Source organism: Halorubrum trueperi, assembly GCF_042662525.1.
GTDB classification, from domain to species: Archaea; Halobacteriota; Halobacteria; order Halobacteriales; family Haloferacaceae; genus Halorubrum; species Halorubrum trueperi.
Genome location: NZ_JBHSXI010000008.1, coordinates 208,531 through 222,703, shown reverse-complemented (window position 1 = coordinate 222,703; position 14,173 = coordinate 208,531). Strand labels below are relative to the sequence as shown.

10 protein-coding genes are annotated in these 14,173 nt (G+C 61.2%); 2 read left to right on the top strand and 8 right to left on the bottom strand.

The genetic code is table 11. The features are described from left to right. Positions 1-377: 377 nt before the first annotated feature. Complete coding sequence (locus tag ACFQEY_RS07595; protein WP_379766618.1) at positions 378-1,796, bottom strand: amidohydrolase; 1,419 nt, start codon at positions 1,794-1,796, stop codon at positions 378-380. Positions 1,797-2,350: 554 nt separating this feature from the next. Here ACFQEY_RS07595 and ACFQEY_RS07590 point away from each other — a divergent pair. Together ACFQEY_RS07590 and ACFQEY_RS07585 are read left to right on the top strand one after the other, a co-directional pair. Continuing rightward, complete coding sequence (locus ACFQEY_RS07590; RefSeq protein ID WP_379766615.1) at positions 2,351-2,899, top strand: (2Fe-2S)-binding protein; 549 nt, start codon at positions 2,351-2,353, stop codon at positions 2,897-2,899. Further along, positions 2,896-5,337 (top strand): xanthine dehydrogenase family protein molybdopterin-binding subunit, encoded by a 2,442-nt coding sequence (locus ACFQEY_RS07585; protein ID WP_379766612.1) that lies wholly within the window; start codon positions 2,896-2,898, stop codon positions 5,335-5,337. Before ACFQEY_RS07590 ends, ACFQEY_RS07585 begins: the two co-directional genes overlap by 4 nt. Positions 5,338-5,483: 146 nt before the next feature. Here the strand turns inward: ACFQEY_RS07585 and ACFQEY_RS07580 are convergent, their stop codons facing one another. The 7 genes from ACFQEY_RS07580 to uraD form a co-directional block, all read right to left on the bottom strand. Further along, entirely contained in the window at positions 5,484-7,148 is a 1,665-nt protein-coding gene (locus ACFQEY_RS07580) for an adenine deaminase (RefSeq protein WP_379766609.1), read from the bottom strand. A gap of 197 nt (positions 7,149-7,345) precedes the next feature. After that, positions 7,346-8,575, bottom strand: a complete 1,230-nt coding sequence (locus tag ACFQEY_RS07575; RefSeq protein WP_379766606.1) for an MFS transporter — start codon at positions 8,573-8,575, stop codon at positions 7,346-7,348. Positions 8,576-8,751: 176 nt separating this feature from the next. Continuing rightward, complete coding sequence (locus ACFQEY_RS07570) at positions 8,752-10,086, bottom strand: 5'-deoxyadenosine deaminase (protein ID WP_379766603.1); 1,335 nt, start codon at positions 10,084-10,086, stop codon at positions 8,752-8,754. 265 nt (positions 10,087-10,351) lie between these two features. Beyond that, positions 10,352-11,722, bottom strand: a complete 1,371-nt coding sequence (locus ACFQEY_RS07565; protein ID WP_379766600.1) for a uracil-xanthine permease family protein — start codon at positions 11,720-11,722, stop codon at positions 10,352-10,354. A 262-nt stretch (positions 11,723-11,984) separates the two neighbouring features. Further along, the gene (gene uraH, locus ACFQEY_RS07560; protein ID WP_379766597.1) at positions 11,985-12,332 is read right to left on the bottom strand and encodes a hydroxyisourate hydrolase; all 348 of its coding nucleotides are present in this window, start codon (positions 12,330-12,332) and stop codon (positions 11,985-11,987) included. After that, positions 12,329-13,300 carry a factor-independent urate hydroxylase gene (gene pucL / locus ACFQEY_RS07555; protein ID WP_379766593.1) on the bottom strand — a complete coding sequence of 324 codons (972 nt, stop codon included), beginning with the start codon at positions 13,298-13,300 and terminating at the stop codon, positions 12,329-12,331. Before pucL ends, uraH begins: the two co-directional genes overlap by 4 nt. Positions 13,301-13,479: 179 nt before the next feature. Then, positions 13,480-13,983 (bottom strand): 2-oxo-4-hydroxy-4-carboxy-5-ureidoimidazoline decarboxylase, encoded by a 504-nt coding sequence (gene uraD, locus ACFQEY_RS07550; RefSeq protein WP_379766590.1) that lies wholly within the window; start codon positions 13,981-13,983, stop codon positions 13,480-13,482. Positions 13,984-14,173: the final 190 nt, after the last annotated feature.

Sequence of the window (14,173 nt, the reverse complement as noted above, 5' to 3'; positions counted from 1 at the left end):
CGATCTTACAGGAGACGCTCGCTACCGCTACGCAACCGAGGTGTGAGGCTTAGCTAAAGACGAATGGGTTCGGAACCAAGGTCGCTGTCGTCAAATAACTGTCCACTATCGGTCCCTACACCCGAGACGGACACACTTTCGGCACCACAATCGCAAGTCGGGAATGCAAACCTCGAAATAAGGAAGAGAGGTTCCGGTGGATACCCTAAGAACTCGGGACGATCACTGATGCCGACCCACGGCCAGATGAGTTCACGGCTCACCAGAAGTCGTGCCGGAATCGTTTCACATTGGGTAATGGATTACGAGTGTGCATGCAACCCGCGGATCGACATCCCAGGTCTAGGTTCCTATCGTTCGGAGTCGATCGGGCCCGCTCATTCGATGTTAGACCGTCGAACGATGTCGGCGGCCGTTCGTTCGGCCGTAGAAAGAAGTTCCGAGAGGGGTTCGTTCAGCGTGAGCAACTCTCGATCATCCATCACAATCTCGCCGGCACAGAGGACCGTCTCGATTTCGCTTCCTTGGAGGCCGTAGACAAGAGCGTGTATTGGATCCGGTGCGGGCGTGAGATGCGGTCGATTGAGGTCGATCACCGCAAGGTCAGCCTGCTTGCCGGGTTCAATTGTCCCGAGCTCATCACCGCGCCCGATGGCCTGGGCAGCGTCCCGCGTCACCATATCAAACGCTGTCTCTGCGGGCACGACTCCGGAATCGCGATGGTATCCCTTGTGCGCAGTCGCAACGGCTCGGGCGTCGGAAAGGGGATTGACCGTGTCGTTCAGAATCGTGTTGTCGGTCCCGATTCCGACGGTGACGCCGCGACCGAGCATCTCAACGACGGGCGCGAAACCGGTAGCAAGCTGCATGTTCGCCCGGTAATTATGGACGACCGGCGTATTCGTCTTCGCGAGCAGTCGGACGTCTCGGTTGTTCGTCTGGACACAGTGGCCGAGCAGCGCGCGCTCACCCAAATAGCCGACATTTCGCAGATATTCGATACTCGATACCGCCCCCCTCTCTCTCACCTCTGCTTCCGCCTCCGCGACGTGGGCTGTTGTCATTACGTCGTATTCCTCGGCGAGCCGGTACGCTCCACGAAGCATATCCGGCGTCGTAGTCGCGAGCGTCGCTGGGGCCGGCCAGACCGACTGTCGACCATCCGGTTCGTGGTACGCCTCGATGAGTGATTCGACATCCGCCAACCCGTCCTCGGTTTCGACGATGAGTGCGTCGGGTCCAGGGTGAACAGATCCGCCGCTGGAGTCTGTGATCTCTCCGTACAAACGTCTGAAATCCTCGTCTGGGGAGCGATCCCTGAGCCCGGCTCCGTAGACATTCCGAATGCCGAACCGATCGTAGACATCGAGTTTTCGCCGTGTGGGCTCGAGATCGGTCCAGTCGAGGGCCGTCGAGTTCTCGACGAATGTGGTCGTTCCTGACTGGAGGGCCTCGACGCAGTACAGTCGCGCCGCGAGGGCGTGCTCGTCGGCATCCATCACTGAGAGGGCGGGCTGTTTCACGTTGAACAACCAGTCGTACAGACCTCGGTCGCCTTCGAATGCTCCGCGTAGGAAAATATCGGAGACGTGGGTGTGTGCGTTTATCAACCCGGGAATCACTGCTCCGCCATCGGCGTCGATGATCCGGTCCGGATTTGTCTCGGCTTCGAGGCGCTCGGCTGAATCGACTGCTGAGATTTTGTCATCTTCGACGGCGACAGCGCCGCTGTCGATGACTTCACGGTCCCTGTTCTGCGTGACGACCGTCCCGTTGGTGATCAGTACGTCCGTCATTCTCCTCGAATACCCCTACTCGTCCGAATGTCACCAGGGCCACTGTTGTGCGCCGGTTCCCCATCACTTCGTTGACTCGGTTGTGCGAATTCCATGAGAGGCAGGTTTGACGGGCCGTGTAATAAATATCCACGACCCCAAGCGTCTAAGGACACACCTGCAGCACCGTGACCCTTCGCGCAATTCGAACCGGAGCCACTCGGGTGATGACGATCGGTACCACGAACCATCAGAGAAATGATGGATTTGGATCGAGTTGGCTGCCAACATGCTGCGAGAGTTGACATCCTCCCCGCGCTGAAGCACGAGGCTTTCGCTTCGAATTTTCCGTAACCTTCGAAGCGACTGGCCCACAGCTGCCCGAAAGCGAGGTACCCGATGAAAAATTTTAAGTTCTCCTCGTCGATTGTGTACTTTGCGAGGAATTAACATGCCGGGTATTGGGGATACAAACTCGACTCTTCGCCCGGACACCGGCCACGGGCGTTGGCAGTCCGACATCTCGCCCGGAGCTGTGTACTGTTTTCAGGGATCACTATTCAACGAAGACACATATGGAAATTGATATTACACTGAACGGCGACGACGTAACGTTTGAGGTCGCACGCTCGGACACGCTGCTCGATGTCCTCCGGGACAACGGGTATACGGGTGCGAAACGTGGCTGTGACACCGGGAACTGCGGGTTCTGTACGGTGATCGTCGACGACGAGCCAGTCAAATCCTGCATCAGACCGGTGAGCCAACTCGGCGGCACAGAGGTCGAAACCATCGAGAACCTGGGAACGCAAGACGATTTGGGGCCGGTTCAGTCGGCGTTCGTCGATAACGCCGCGCTCCAGTGCGGGTTCTGTATTCCGGGCATGATCATGCGTTCGAAGGCGTTACTGGAAGAGAATCCACATCCCGACGAGGCTGAGATCCGTGACGCCCTCTCGGAGAACCTCTGTCGGTGTACGGGTTACGAAAAGATAATCGACGCCGTCCAAGACGCTTCGACCCGGATGTCCGGCGAAGCGGACGTAGCGGCCGACGGCGGACGCGTTCCCACCAACGACACATGTCGCGGTTGTGACTGTCTCGAAGGGGGGAGCGACAAATGAGCAGAACTGACGATCCGGAGCCGGAAGAAGAGGCAACCGGTACCGCAGAGATAGCGGAATCCAACCCGATCCAGTGGGACGAGGCCCCGAACAACCGGAAGGCACCGGACGAGCGCCGAACGGTTTCACACCGTGAGGAGAAGGACGACGCAAAGAAAATTGTAACCGGCGAGGCGAAGTACACGGCTGACTACGCCCGGGAGTTCCCGGATCTGGCCGAGGCGAAGGTCGTTCGCTCGGACATCGCACACGGCGTCGTGACGGACATTGACACGAGTGCAGCCGAGGAGATGGACAACGTCTACGCCGTCGTCACGCCTGACTCCCCCGAAATTCCAGAGAAACCCTACACCTCCGCCGGACAGTCCTACCCCGAGCCGTCTCCGTGGGATCTCCGGGTACTCCGTCGGAAGGCCCGGTTCGTTGGCGATCCCATCGCCGCCGTCGTCGCCGAAGACAAGGACACCGCAAGCAAGGCCGCACGGAAACTCGACGTTACGTACGATGAGTACGACGCGGTCTTCGACACGGCCGAAGCGATGGAGGCCGACGCGCCGCAGATCCACGACGCCGACGACGTGGAGAACATCCAGCCGGGCGCGGACTACGAGCGGAACGTCGAGGCCCACATGTCGGGCGAAATCGGTGACGTGGAGGCTGCCTTCGCGGAGGCCGAGGATCGCGAGGATCTGACGGTGATCGAGACGGAATGGGAGACGCCCTACCAGTCCCACTGCGTGCCAGAACCGCACACGACGATCGCCCACCGCGACGAGGACAATCGGTACCACCTCATCTCCAGCACGCAGGTGCCGTACCATACCCGCCGACAGCTCTCACATCTCTTCGACGTGCCGATTCGGGACATTCAGGTGTCGAAGCCGCGGATCGGAGCCGGGTTCGGTTCGAAACAGGGGATGATCATCGAGCCGCTCACGATGGCGCTCGCGGACACCGCCGATCGACCGGTGAAAGTCGAGACGACGCGACGCGAGCAGTTCCATGCAATCCGCAACCGCCGGCCCGCTCGCGTCAAACTCCGGAGCGTCGTGACGGACGACGGCGATCTCGAAGCGCTGGATATGGAAGCGGTCACGAACTCGGGCGCGTACGGCCCCCACGGAATGACGGTCGCCAGCGCCGTCGGAAAGAAGCCGTTACCGCTCTACACGCACACGCCGAACATCCGATACGAGATGACCGCCGTCCACACTAATCTGCCTATCGCAGGTGCCTTCCGTGGCTACGGTGCCCCGCAGGGCCACCTCGCCGTCGAGGGACACATGGACGAGATCGCCCGTGAACTCGATCTCGACCCGATCGATTTCCGTTCGCGGAACGCGATCTCGGAGGGCGACCTCGAGGTGGCCTCCGGCATCCTCAAGGACAAGGAGTACGGCCGACGCATCCGCTCGTGTGGCCTGGACGAGTGTATCGCCGAGGGGCGTGCGGCGATCGGCTGGGACGATATCGAACAACCCGAAGCGGACCACCGACACCGAGCCTGTGGCATGGCGCTGACCATCCAGGGCAGCGGCGTTCCCGGTGACGAACTCGGCGCGGCGCATATCAAGATGAACGAGGACGGCTCCTTCATCCTTCAGACCGGTGCCGTCGACATCGGGCCGGGAGCCGACACCGTGATGGCGCAAATCGCGGCCGAGGTGCTGAGCGTTCCACCAGAGGACGTGCTCGTCCAGCCGTCGGACACCGATATCTCTCCCTTCGACTACGGGGCCTACGCCTCGTCGACGACGTATATCACCGGACAGGCGGTCAAGAAAGCCGCCGAGGACGCCCGCGGAATGCTGTTTGAGTTCGCCTCGCGGATGCTCGACGAACCCGAGTCGGCCTTCACCGTCGACGATGGCTCGGTCATCTCGGAAGTCACTGGCGAGTCGGTCTCGCTCGAGGAGATCGGGTACGAGTCGATGTACGGTGACGAGGTGCGCGCACAGGTCATGGGTGACGCGAGCCACTGCACGGAAGAGTCGCCGCCGCCGTTCGGCGCGCAGTTCGTCGACGTAACGGTAAACGAGGAGACCGGCGAGTTCGAGATCCACGATATGGTGTACGCCGTCGACTGCGGCGTGGCGCTCAACCCCGACCTCGTCGAGGGACAGATCGAGGGCGCGATGCACATGAGCTACGAACTGGCGACCGGAGACGGTATCAACTTCGACGAGGACGGTCGGCCGGAGACGCTCGGATTCCGCGACTACGACATGCCTACCACGGCCGATCAACCTCCGCTGACCTCCATCATCGTCGAAACGCACGAGCCCACTGGCCCCTTCGGTGCGAAATCGGTCGCCGAGATTCCAGTCAACGGGGTCCCGCCGGCGCTGAGCAACGCCGTCCGCCGCGCCGTTGGAGTCAGAATCGGTGACATGCCGATCACCCCGGAGAAGATCCGGGCCGCACTCGACGACGACTGAGACGGCTCGCATCCGCTGTTTTTCCGTGACACGTCGACGACCCCGAGGACGCTGCCCCCGACCACTCGCCGTCTCGGTGAAGCGCGAGCACGCGGCAGCCGCCCGGGTCACCGACGGACGCAAAAGGGCCGCAATCGGAGCCGCAGTCAGGAACGGATCACGTCGACGTATTCGCCCGCCTCTACGTCGACCAGTCCGTTGTTCGTCAGGCGATAGGTCGGAATGACCTCCAGCGCGAGGAAGGACAGTTCCATGAGACCGCTATCGACGAGACCGAGGTCGGCCGCGAGCGCCTCGACCCGCTCGTACTCCTCGTACACCGTCTCGATCGGGGCGTCGGACATGAGCCCCGCGACCGGCAGCGCGAGCGACGCGGTCTTTTCGGTGGTCGGATCGAAAGCGGCGATACCGCCACCGATGTCACGGAGGTGGTTTGCCACTGTGGCCATCGCGTCACGGTCTGTGCCGGCGACCACACAGTTGTGGGCGTCGTGGGCGACGGTGGAGCCGATAGCGCCGCGGTGCAGGCCGAGACCGTGCACGAATCCCCGTCCGATACCGCCATCACAACCGTGGCGCTCGATGACGGCCAGTGAAACGATGTCCTCGTCGTCAGGGGGAACCAGCACGCCCGCTTCGTTCGGAACGGTGGCGTCCATGGGATCGGTCTGTAGCCCACCGACGGCGTCGATGACGCGGACGTCGGCCGTGTTCCCGGCCTCAGCGGGTGTCTCGATAGCGAGATCTGTCCCCGCTACCGGGTCGAACTTGACGGTATCCGTCGCCAGATTCGTGTCCCCGGTCCGCTCAGACGCTGTGGGGTCCAGTTCGCCGTCGATCATCACGTGGGCAACGTCCCACGACTCCAAATCGTCGAGCAGCACGAGGTCGGCCGGCGCTCCGGGCTTGATCCGTCCGAACGGCAGGTCGTAGCTCTCGGCGGTGTTGAGCGTCGCCATCTGGACGACCTCGACGGGATCGGCACCCTCGTCAATCGCTTTCCGGACCGCGAAGTCGACGCCCCCGTGGTCGACGATGTCGACAACCTCCCTGTCGTCGGTACAGAGCGAGAGACGCCGGGTATCGACCGCGTCAGTCAGCGGCAGGAGATCGGCGAGGTTCCTGCTCGAAGAGCCCTCACGCAGATAGACTCGGAGCCCGAGCTCCGCCCGCGTGCGAGCCTCGTCGAGCGTGATGCTCTCGTGGTCGGTGTCGAGATATCGGGCGGCTTCGTGGAGGGCCGCCCCGTCGACGCCGGGCATGTGACCGTCGACCGTGAGACCGCGCTCCCGGGCGGACGCTATTTTCGCGTGGACCTCCTCGTCACCCGCGAGCAGTCCCGGGATGTCCATCACCTCGCCCAGTGCGACGACGGAGTCGATGTCGAGCAGAGACGCCACGGACGCCGCGGAGAGCGTCGCACCGGCGTCTTGCAGCGACGTGGCCGGAACGCTGGACGGAACGGTGAACCGGGCCTTCAGCGGCGTGTTCGCCGCGTCCTCGACGACAGCGCGAACGCCGGGCTCTCCCAGCACGTTCGCAATTTCGTGTGGATCGTGGATGACGCTCGTCACGCCCCCGGGCAAGACCGCGTTTCCGTACTCCGGTAGCGTCACCATGCTCGACTCGACGTGCATGTGGGCGTCGATGAGTCCGGGCGCGACGTAGCCAGCGTCGAGGGTGCGCTCGGCCGGGCGCTCCGCCAGTGCGACGATTTCACCGTCGTCAACGGCGACGGCACCGTCTTCAAGCGAGCCCGTGTGGACATTTGCCAACGTGCCGCGGACGAGCGTGTCGACCGTGTCAGTCATCGGTCTCGATCCCGCGACTCTGACACGGTTTATTACACGTGACAGCGGTCAGTTCGGCTTGTGTGTCAAGATACCGCATGGTGAGTGACTGTCACCGTGGATAAAAAGTTGTTTGGCTTGGTGACACTGATACGGGGCCAGAAACAGAGATCTCACAGGCGACTCGTTGACCACGAGTGAATCCCCCGGAATACTCCTCACGACATCTCGGAGTGGTGAGCTGTCGCCCCGGTTTTGAGTGCCAAGTAGGCGAAGACACTCAAACCGCCGACTACCGCACCTGCGCCCCAGAACATCAACAGGAATCGGTAGCCCGCGACAGCACTGTCGAACGCGTTCTGAGCGACACCGGTGAACACGACGGGTCCGACGGTCTGGCCCAGCCAGAGCATGCTCGTCAGCACGCCGAGCATGCTCGCCCGGAGTTGGCCCGAGACGAGTCCGGCGGTCGTGGTGTCGAGCGACGGCATCACAACGCCGAATCCGAGGCCGAAGCAGATGAGCATCGTGCCGATCGCGACCGGTGTCGTGGCGACCCAGACGCCGAGTAGGCTGACCCCGAAGCCGACGAAACCTAGCGCGACCAGTTGTTTTGCCGGGAGGAACTGCGACACCCGTCCGTACTGTGATGCCATCGTGGCGTTGGCTAACGAAACCATACTGAACAGCAGCCCGATCTCCCCGGCAGCGAGCCCGTACACGTCGCTCAACAGCAAGGATAGGGTTGTGAGGATGCCGCCGTAGAAGAGAAAAAACGTAAAAAAGGCGGCAACCCAGAGCCCGAGCGCCTGTGGCATGAGTGCCGCAGAGGTGAGCCGATCGGCGTATGTGCGGAACGACGGCGGCGAATCGATCGACGGCTCCGTCAGAGAGAACAGGGCAACGACACCAACGACGAGGCTGACCCCGAAGAAGGCGAAGGGGACGTTCCATCCGACCGACGCGAGGGCACCGCCGATCAACGGGTACGTTGCTGCGCCGATGCCGATTGCGCTTCCGTTGACGCCGATGACCGCATGACGCTGTGCCCCGTCGTACAAGTCACCGATGAGGGTTATCGCCAGGACCATCAAGCCGCTTGCGCCGACTCCCTGCAGGAGCCGGAGGAGAAGCACGACTTCGAAGGGCGGGGCGAAACCGATTGCTGCACCGGTCAGGCCAAAAAGGAAGAGGAGCGGTAAGACGACGGGTCGACGACCGAAATGATCCGAGAGAAATCCGATGAACGGCGTGAGAAGTACGCCTGGGAGGGTGTAAGCCGTGATGATGAGTCCGGCCTGCGTATCGGAGATACCGAATACACCACGGAGTTCCGGCAGGATGGGACTGATGAGCGGGACTCCCATGACGCCGATAAGCGAACAGGCGAGCACCGTCTGGAAGGCGGTGGACGACCAAGGGATTTTGACACGCTCCTCTGAAGACATTCAAACTCGAATTGGGGATCCAGCGCCGTAAAGAAAAAATCCCTTCATCAAATATGTTATAAATCGGATGGGCTGCTCTCAGTACCGCCACAACGAGGCTAACACAATCCTAGAATCAAGTGAATCGATACGAGCTCACTCCTGTGATGCTGCAGGGCGCGCCGTTCACGCTAATCTCAAGGTTTCTGTTTCTGGGCGGACCGTCGTGCCTCTTCTAGATCCATATCGAGGCATATCTCCGACGCTTCCCGACGGACTGTCTCAGCGTCGATGGTAGTTACATTTCCCTCGTCCTGCAGGACAGTCCCGTCTACCATCGTAAACCGGACATCGTCGCCGTGAGCGGCGAACACCAGGTGTGAGAGCACGTCGTGCAGTGGTGTCGCCCGCGTGAGATCCGTACTGAGACCAATGATATCAGCTCGCCATCCCTCCCGAATCGCACCGAGTTCGTCGAATCCGGCGGCTTTCGCACCGTTTATCGTCGCCATCTCGAAGATCTCGCTCGCCGGGGTCGCCGTCGGGTCCAGCCGATCGACCTTCTGGAGGAGGCTGGCCTGGCGCATCTCCGTGAAGGCGTCGAGCGTGTTGTTACACGGGGGGCCGTCGTTGCCGAGAGCGACGTTGATGCCGCGGTCGAGGTAGTCCCAGACCGGAGCGATGCCGCTCGCGAGTTTCATATTCGAGGATGGACAGTGCGTGACGTGCGTGCCTGTCTTGGCAAGTACCTCGCGCTCGCTTTCGTCGGTCCACACGCAGTGTGCCAACACGACATCCTCGCCGGTGAGTCCGACCTCGTCGAGCCAGTGGATGTTGCGCATCCCGGTGTCGTCTTTCACGGTCTCGATTTCATTTCGGTTCTCGCTGGCGTGGGTGTGGATACGGACCCCGTCGTACGCGTCGGCCAATTCTCGAGCGCCGCGGAGGCACTCTTCGGTACAGGACACCGCGAATCGCGGCGTCACGGCGTACCGGATGCGGTCATCGAACGAGCCGTGGTACTCCCGAATGAGCCGCTCGGACTCGTCAAGGGCCTCCTGTGTATCCTCGAGGAGGTCGTCGGGCGAGCGCTGATCCATCATGACTTTGCCGAGGACGCCACGGATACCGATCTCACCTGCGGCTTCGAAAGCCTCGTCCGCGTGGGCGACCGAGAGGTGGTCCACACAGGTCGTCGTCCCGCTTTCGATCATCTCTAGATACCCCAGTTTTGCCGCGATCTCCATCTCTTTGGCCGAAAGTGTGGCCTCCATCGGGAGGATGTAGTCGAACAGCCAGTCCAGCAGTTCGGTATCGTCGGCGATCCCCCGCCCAAGGCTCTGGACGGAGTGGATGTGTCCGCCGACGAGTCCCGGTAGCAGGACGTCGTAGGATCGGTGCTCGTGGTCAGCATATTGCGGCGCGACCTCGGATTCCTCCCCCACCGCCTCGATCCGTGACCCGGAGACGACAACCGCTCCGTCGTGGAGGACCGTGTTCGCGTCCGCAACGACCGTTCCAGTCAGTAACATACGTGTTGTGAACTCAGTCACGGGAGAAAAGATTTCCCCCGCCCGACGGCACGGACAGGGTAGTGACCCGGGTGAAGACCCGGGTGACCCCGATCACGGCTCGGCGCGGTTCATCCGTGTCGTTGACTGGGTGGTCCGGTGGTACCACTTGGAGGTTCTTCCGGCGAAAGGGTTCGACTGGAGGTTGGCAATCGGCGTCCTCCAAACGAGAAAAATGACGAATAAAAGGCCACGCAGGGACAACCCTGTCGGCCTCGGTTAGGTTTTAATCGTCGTCGACCGGTTCGGAGATCGGTGGGACGGTGTCAGCCTTATCGAACAGCGGACTGGACTCGCCGGGAACGATTGTGTTCAGCACGAGCGCCACGAGGCCGGTGACGATGACCGGTTCGCCGAAGAACGTCTGTGCCCCCGTCGGCAGACCCGAGAGCGCATCCGGTACTGTCGTGACGCCGAGCCCGAGTCCGAGCGCGGTGGCGATGATGACCATATTTCGCCGGTTCATATCGATATTCAAAAACAACAGCCGCATCCCGCTGGCTGCCACCATTCCGACCATAATGAGCACGGCACCTCCGAAGACGGCGGAGGGGATGGTCGTCACGATCGCCCCGATCTTCGGGACGAGTCCGAGTACGATCAGAATCCCACCGCCGATCCCGACGATGTGGCGGCTCATCACGCCGGTGAAGTTGATGATGCCGACGTTCTGGGAGAACGATGTCTGCGGGAAGGACCCGAATACCGCTCCGAGGGCGCTGATGAATCCGTCGGCGAAGATTCCGCCGCGGAACTCCTTTTCGGTGGGGTTGCGTCCTTCGGCGGCGGTGATTCCGGACATATCGCCGATTGTCTCCATACCCGAAACCAGAAACAGGAACGCGAAGGTAACCAGCGGGATCAACTCAAAACTGAACCCGAACCGGCCGGGAGTGGGTACCGCAATCCACGCCGCTTCGTAGAAGGGTGAGAAGTCGACGACGCCGAACGCGATCGCGACGACGTAGCCGACACTGATTCCGATGATGACGCTCAACATCCGCCAGACACCCTTCAAGAGTAGATTGAATAGAACTGAAATAGTCAGGACCAGTCCTGCGAGTCCGAGGTTCTGCATCGAGCCGAAGTCCTCGGCACCGACGCCGCCGGCGGCGTACTCGATACCGACCGGAACGAGGTACAGACCGATGATGATGACGATGAGCCCCGTGACAAGCGGCGGGAAGAACGACTCCAGTCGTTTGAACTGCCAGCCTAACAGGAACGGAACGACGACCGCCGCAGCTACGATCGAGCCAAATACGACATCGAGGCCCGAGCTCGCGCCGATCGACGACATCGCGCCGACGAAGGCGAAGCTCGTTCCCATTACGATCGGGAGTTTCGCGCCGACTGGGCCCACGGTGTAGGCCTGGACGACGGTCGCCACCCCCGCAAAGAGGATCACCATCTGAACGAGGAACGTCGTGTCCCCGGAGCCTAATCCCGCGGCTCCCGCGACGATGAACGCGACTGCAGTCGACGGGACAATCATGACCGATACGTGTTGTAGCGCGAGCAGGAACGATTTCGACAACGGTGGCTTCTCTTCCAGACCGTATGCGAGATCGATTCCTTCGTCTGTATTTTCCGGCATGTTTCGACATACCAATGAGACTTCTACTAATTAAAATCTTCTATTAGGACACTATTTTTCACTATATGTGGCCTACAATGTGAAAATATTCGCAGCCAACAGGCAGATATCGTCCGCTACGTGATCGTTCCGATGAAGCGCCGTTCGAAATCGGCGCGGATCCAGTCACCCCGAACGGACGCGGTCACCCATCGAACCGTTCGGCCGGGGAGTGTCGCACCTCCGGGATCGGCGTCCGGATGGCGACGGGTGCAATCGCGGTTCAGCTCCCTCGGTATGTCGTGTAACTGCCGGGAGAGAGGAGTAAGGGCACGTGGTAATGCTCGCTCGGGTCGTCGATCAGGAAGCGAACCGGCACCTCGTCGAGAAACGTCGATTCCGTGGGACCCTCGCGGTAGTACGTTCCCACGTCGAAGACGAGTTCGAACGTTCCGGCCTCGATTTCCTCGGCGTCGAGTAATGGCTCGTCAACCCGGCCGTCATGGTTCGTCACCGCTGAGGTAACCCGCTCGCGGTCACCCTCCTTGAGCCGGAACAGTGTCACTTCCACGCCCTCTGCCGGTCCCTCGCGACTCGTATCGAGTACGTGTGTGGTTAGTCCGGCGCTCATTCTTTGCTCTCCTCGTTGAGGTCGCTGTGATCCATCGAGAACCGCTGGAAGCCGGTCGGGCGAGGCGGTTCTCGAAGCACTTTCGCGTCACCATCTAGGTCGTCTTTGCGTACGCCCAGCCACGTCTGGTTCCTGGACTCGAAGTTCACTTCGGCCAGTTGCGGGAACCGCTCGAGGATCCGGAGCCCGATCTGATAGACGAGGTCCTGAATCGAGTTGACGTCCTTCTCATCGAAGACCACCTGAGCGATGTCTCGAACTTGCTCGGCCGGCACATATTCCTTGGGATCATCACCAAGCGCCGCCTCAGGGTCGTCGTACGTCCAGAAAATATCGAGCCCGATGTACAGCGTCCGATTCTTTCGCTCTGGAAGTGTGGTGTACTCGTCCTGAACGTAGCCGACGAAGGAGTTGTCTTTCACCTTCACGAGTTCGATGCCGGTGACACCGCTTCGCTGATCCTCGATGACGATGTCGCCATCCTCGCGCTTGAGGTAGTATTCGCCGTACGCCGACTCGTTGTCGGAAACACGGAAGACAAGCTCGCTCGGTTCGAACCCTCCCTCGCCGTCTGGAACGGGCCTTTGGTCGAACTGGAGCTCGTCGGCGGACATGCGCACCGCCTCCATCTGGTCGTAGGTCTTGAGGAACTCCGAGCCGATGTAATGGAGAAAGCCCTCAACGGTCGCCCCGTCATACTCACCGGCGTGGTGCAGGATGAAGTTCTTCATCGAGTCCGTCGCCACCACCTTCGAGTTGTCGCCGCTCCGGAATGAGGGAAGGAACTCCTCGCCCTCGACCTGAGCACGCACCTCCATTCCCAAGAGCGTGTTTGGCTTGCCAGTAAACGTCGACTCGGGGATTTCGCGGAGGCCCGTCAGCGGAGTCGCGTATGTCCGGTAGACGTTTACGTGCTTTTTGCCGTAGTTCATCGTCCGGCCGTCGGTGTTTTGTGTGTCGTCGGTCATGGATTATCGGTAGTATCGTCGTCGGTCATCTCTGCTGGCTGCAGCGATCGCTGTGCCCCGGGCTGCAAAACCTGCCGTGACGTAGTTTTCTTGTCACCGTCTACCAACGAGGTCTATACGCTAGTTTAAACTCTTTTTGATTGTTAGTTGTCATTTGATCGTCGTGGTTCCACCCGTCTCTACGGTTCCAGTATTTCGTCGAGTCGCAGGCGGGCAATGGTGTGTACCTCGCCGATGGCGGTCCGGAACTCTTCGGGACGGGAGTGCGCAACCCGTTTCTCCATCGCAGTTCTGATCGCGTCGGGGGACTCGTCCCGCACGGCCATGATGAACGGGAAGCCGAAGGTATCCCGATACCGCTCGTTCAGCCGCTGGAACGCCTCGTACTGCTCCGGAGTCAACTGATCGAGTCCGGCGGAGGCCTGTTCTTCGACGGAGGCGTCCGTCATCTCGGTCTGCTCGCCGAGGTCCGGATGTGCCCGCAGGAGTTCGAGCTTCCGCTCTCGATCGGCATCCTCGACGACGCGCTTCATCGTCCCGTGAAGGTCGTCGACCGACTCGAAGGGACGGTCGGACCAGGCCCGTTCGGCCACCCACGGGGAGTGCTCGTACACGCTGCCCAAGAGGTCGACGAAACTCTCTCTGTCCGATCGGTTCACGTCCTCGATCGCTCGTTCGCTCATCGTTCTCCTCTGGTCGGACCGCCCGTCACTTAAATTCTCGTTCGCGCTCGCAGTCGCCCAGAGTTTCGGCGGCGAAAGCGGAACAACCCTTAAGAGCAGGTGTCGAGTATTCGAGAGCATGGTTAGTACGGTGAAAGGACCGAGACGGTTCAGCTTCGCGGTGACCCTCGGGTGCCGTGGACGGAGCGCG

Bases quoted from the DNA above. Each gene is read 5' to 3' on its own strand.
- ACFQEY_RS07595 (WP_379766618.1), bottom strand. From the start codon at position 1,796: ATGACGGACGTACTGATCACCAACGGGACGGTCGTCACGCAGAACAGG.
- ACFQEY_RS07590 (WP_379766615.1), top strand. From the start codon at position 2,351: ATGGAAATTGATATTACACTGAACGGCGACGACGTAACGTTTGAGGTC.
- ACFQEY_RS07585 (WP_379766612.1), top strand. From the start codon at position 2,896: ATGAGCAGAACTGACGATCCGGAGCCGGAAGAAGAGGCAACCGGTACC.
- ACFQEY_RS07580 (WP_379766609.1), bottom strand. From the start codon at position 7,148: ATGACTGACACGGTCGACACGCTCGTCCGCGGCACGTTGGCAAATGTC.
- ACFQEY_RS07575 (WP_379766606.1), bottom strand. From the start codon at position 8,575: ATGTCTTCAGAGGAGCGTGTCAAAATCCCTTGGTCGTCCACCGCCTTC.
- ACFQEY_RS07570 (WP_379766603.1), bottom strand. From the start codon at position 10,086: ATGTTACTGACTGGAACGGTCGTTGCGGACGCGAACACGGTCCTCCAC.
- ACFQEY_RS07565 (WP_379766600.1), bottom strand. From the start codon at position 11,722: ATGCCGGAAAATACAGACGAAGGAATCGATCTCGCATACGGTCTGGAA.
- uraH (WP_379766597.1), bottom strand. From the start codon at position 12,332: ATGAGCGCCGGACTAACCACACACGTACTCGATACGAGTCGCGAGGGA.
- pucL (WP_379766593.1), bottom strand. From the start codon at position 13,300: ATGACCGACGACACACAAAACACCGACGGCCGGACGATGAACTACGGC.
- uraD (WP_379766590.1), bottom strand. From the start codon at position 13,983: ATGAGCGAACGAGCGATCGAGGACGTGAACCGATCGGACAGAGAGAGT.